General features: G+C 68.0%; 1 protein-coding gene. It reads right to left on the reverse strand.

Translation table 11 applies throughout. The annotated features are described in order from the left end of the window. Positions 1–56: 56 nt before the first annotated feature. On the reverse strand, positions 57–247 hold a 191-nt coding region (locus tag AC4IFT_RS22585; protein ID WP_490752987.1), incomplete at its 5' end, for an alpha amylase C-terminal domain-containing protein.

Below are 247 nucleotides of genomic sequence, written 5' to 3' on the forward strand. Positions count from 1 at the left end.
GCCTTCGCCGTCGTAATGCGCGCCCAGCGGCGCGGCGAGGCCGGCCGTCAGCTCCGTCATGGCGCCTCCCGCAACAGATAAATGGTCGCCAGCGGCGGCAGCGTTACGCAGATGGAGAAGTCGCGGCCGTGGCTGCCGACCGCTTCGGAAGAGACCCGCCCCTGATTGCCGGCGTTGCTGCCGTGATAGTGGTGCGAATCGGTATTGAGGATCTCGCGGTAGTCACCGGCGCGCGAGAGGCCGATGC

The organism is Providencia sp. UF-183 (genome assembly GCF_058246155.1).